This is a genomic window from Herbaspirillum sp. B65 (assembly GCF_000333555.1).
GTDB lineage: Bacteria > Pseudomonadota > Gammaproteobacteria > Burkholderiales > Burkholderiaceae_D > Herbaspirillum > Herbaspirillum rubrisubalbicans.
On sequence record NZ_BADI01000045.1, the window covers coordinates 1 to 3221 of the forward strand.

The 3221-nt window shown below is 59.5% G+C and carries 5 protein-coding genes; all 5 read left to right on the plus strand.

What is annotated here, in order from left to right; all coding sequences use genetic code 11:
- On the plus strand, positions 1-632 hold a 632-nt coding region (locus tag I5W_RS00970), incomplete at its 5' end, for a complex I subunit 1/NuoH family protein (protein WP_044527849.1).
- 21 nt (positions 633-653) lie between these two features.
- Complete coding sequence (nuoI, locus tag I5W_RS00975) at positions 654-1142, plus strand: NADH-quinone oxidoreductase subunit NuoI (protein ID WP_006712947.1); 489 nt, start codon at positions 654-656, stop codon at positions 1140-1142.
- A 142-nt stretch (positions 1143-1284) separates the two neighbouring features.
- Positions 1285-1944: an NADH-quinone oxidoreductase subunit J gene (locus I5W_RS00980; RefSeq protein WP_044527850.1), complete on the plus strand. Its 660-nt coding sequence runs from the start codon at positions 1285-1287 to the stop codon at positions 1942-1944.
- A gap of 18 nt (positions 1945-1962) precedes the next feature.
- Positions 1963-2271, plus strand: a complete 309-nt coding sequence (gene nuoK, locus I5W_RS00985) for an NADH-quinone oxidoreductase subunit NuoK (RefSeq protein ID WP_006712949.1) — start codon at positions 1963-1965, stop codon at positions 2269-2271.
- 115 nt (positions 2272-2386) lie between these two features.
- Positions 2387-3221, plus strand: an 835-nt coding sequence (locus tag I5W_RS00990; protein ID WP_044527851.1) for a proton-conducting transporter transmembrane domain-containing protein, incomplete at its 3' end; no start/stop codon positions are given.

The following is a 3221-nucleotide window of genomic DNA, read 5'->3' on the forward strand; positions in this document are numbered from 1 at the left end:
GGGCCTCCAACTCGAAGTACGCCTTCCTGGGGGCCATGCGCGCCTCGGCACAGATGGTGTCCTACGAAATCTCCATGGGCTTCTGCCTGGTGGTGGTGCTGATGGTCACCGGCAGCCTGAACATGACCGACATCGTGATGGCCCAGACCAAGGGCCAGTTCGCCGGCATGGGTCTGAACTTCCTGTCCTGGAACTGGCTGCCGCTGCTGCCGGTGTTCGTGATCTACTTCGTCTCCGGCGTGGCCGAGACCAACCGTCACCCGTTCGACGTGGTGGAAGGTGAATCCGAAATCGTGGCCGGTCACATGATCGAATACTCGGGCATGTCCTTCGCCATGTTCTTCCTGGCCGAATATGCCGCGATGATCCTGATCTCGATCCTGACCGCGCTGCTGTTCTTCGGCGGCTGGTCGGCACCGCTGGCGGCGCTGGACTTCATCCCGGGCTGGATCTGGCTGGGTCTGAAGACCTTCTTCTTCCTGTCGTTGTACGTGTGGATCCGCGCATCGTTCCCGCGCTATCGCTATGACCAGATCATGCGTCTGGGCTGGAAAGTGTTCATCCCGCTGACCCTGGTGTGGCTGGTGGTCGTGGCGATCTGGATCCAGTCGCCCTGGAATATCTGGAAATAAGTTGGAAGGCTGAGGCTAAAAATGGAAGCTATTAAGGATTTTTTCGGCAGCCTGATGCTCCGCGAACTGTTCAAGGGCCTGGCCCTGACCGGTCGCTACCTGTTCAAGCGCAAGATCACGGTGCAGTTCCCCGAGGAAAAGACGCCGATGTCGCCGCGTTTCCGCGGTCTGCACGCGCTGCGCCGTTATCCCAACGGTGAAGAACGCTGCATCGCCTGCAAGCTGTGCGAAGCGGTCTGCCCGGCCATGGCCATCACCATCGAGTCCGAGCAGCGTGCCGACGGTACCCGTCGCACCAGCCGCTACGACATCGACCTGACCAAGTGCATCTTCTGCGGTTTCTGCGAAGAGTCCTGCCCGGTCGACTCGATCGTCGAAACGCACATCCTGGAATACCACGGTGAAAAGCGGGGCGACCTGTACTACACCAAGGAAATGCTGCTGGCAGTGGGCGATCGTTACGAAAACGAAATCGCCGCGGCCCGTGCGGCCGACGCCGCCTACCGATAATCGGCGGCACCGTGCCGCCTTGTCATACGAGGCAGCCGGGCAGGGTGGTGCCAGCCGTGCGGGAAAGGGTGGATGTATTGCGATGGGATGACCGGCGCTTGCGGTCCCCGTGCTGATTGAATGAACCAACTTCTGGTTGATTATGGAATTTAAAACTGTCTTGTTCTACGCGTTCTCGGTGATCCTGGTGATTGCTGCATTGCGCGTCATCACGGCCCGCAACCCGGTCCATGCGGCCCTGTTCCTGGTGCTGTCCTTCTTCTCGGCAGCCGGTCTGTGGATGCTGCTCAAGGCCGAGTTCCTGGCCATCGTGCTGGTGCTGGTCTATGTCGGCGCGGTGATGGTGCTATTCCTGTTCGTGGTGATGATGCTCGATATCAACATGGACAAGTTGCGTGAAGGCTTCTGGGGTTATTTCCCGCTGGCCGCTACCATCGGCGTGGTCATCGTGCTGGAAATGTCGGCAGTCCTGCTCAACAGCTTCTGGGTCTACGAATCGCAAGTGCCTGCGGCCGCCGATACCATCGGCCAGACCAAGCCGCTGGGCAAGCTGATCTTCACCGAATATGTGTACGGTTTCGAAATCGCGGCCGTGATCCTGCTGGTGGCCATCGTCGCTGCCGTGGCGCTGACATTGCGCCGCCGTAAGGACAGCAAGTACTTCGATCCGGCCCAGGCGGTCAAGGTCAAGGCTTCGGATCGCGTGCGCCTGGTCAGCATGAAGGCCGAATCCACCCGCAACGAGCAGCCCGCTGACGCCGCCGCAGCGGCCGACAAGCCGGCAGCCGGTCAACAATCTTAAGAAGGGCGATCAAGAATCATGGCAATCACGCTCTCCCACTACCTGATCATCGGCGCGATCCTGTTCGCGATCTCGATCGTCGGCATTTTCCTGAACCGCAAGAACATCATCGTGCTGCTGATGGCCATCGAGTTGATGCTGCTTGCGGTCAACATGAACTTCATTGCTTTCTCGCATTACCTCGGTGACGCGGGCGGACAGATCTTCGTGTTCTTCATCCTGACCGTGGCTGCGGCTGAGTCCGCCATCGGTCTGGCGATTCTGGTGGTGCTGTTCCGTAACCTGGATACCATCAACGTGGAAGACCTCGACAGCCTCAAGGGCTGAGTCGGCATCCGCAGCGTCCTGTTTTTGCGTTCTGGTTTGAATTTCATTTAAAGATGGGAGGCCCCCTTGCAGCAGATGGTGCAAGCGGGGCAGCCAATAAGCGATAAGGTTCATCATGGCTGGGCAACTTAACCCACATCTTCTTCTTGCTGTACCCCTGGCGCCGCTGGCAGGCTCGGCCATCGCCGGCCTGTTGGGTACCAAATTCTTCGGCAACGTGGTTGGCCGCAAGGTGTCGCATACCGCGACCATCCTGGGCGTGCTGATCGCTGCCATCATCTCCATCCAGACCCTGCTCGCAGTGCTGGACGGCGCTACCTACAACGGTACGCTGTACAACTGGATGACGGTGGCCGGCATCAAGCTGGAGATCGGCTTCATGGTCGATAGCCTGACTGCGATGATGATGTGCGTGGTGACCTTCGTGTCCCTGATGGTCCACATCTACACCATCGGCTACATGGCTGAGGATGAGGGTTACAACCGCTTCTTCTCCTACATCTCGCTGTTCACCTTCTCCATGCTCATGCTGGTGATGAGCAACAACTTCCTGCAGCTGTTCTTCGGCTGGGAAGCGGTGGGCCTGGTGTCCTACCTGCTGATCGGTTTCTGGTTCACCCGACCGACCGCCATCAAGGCCAACATGAAGGCCTTCCTGGTCAACCGTGTCGGCGACTTCGGCTTCATCCTGGGTATCGGCCTGCTGCTGGCCTATGCCGGCTCGATGAACTACAGCGAAGTGTTCGCCAAGCGCGCCGAGCTGGTCCAACTGACCCTGCCGGGTACCGACTGGATGCTGCTGACCGTGGCCTGCATCTGCCTGTTCGTGGGCGCCATGGGCAAGTCGGCCCAGTTCCCGCTGCACGTCTGGCTGCCGGACTCGATGGAAGGCCCGACCCCGATTTCCGCGCTGATCCACGCCGCCACCATGGTGACGGCCGGTATCTTCA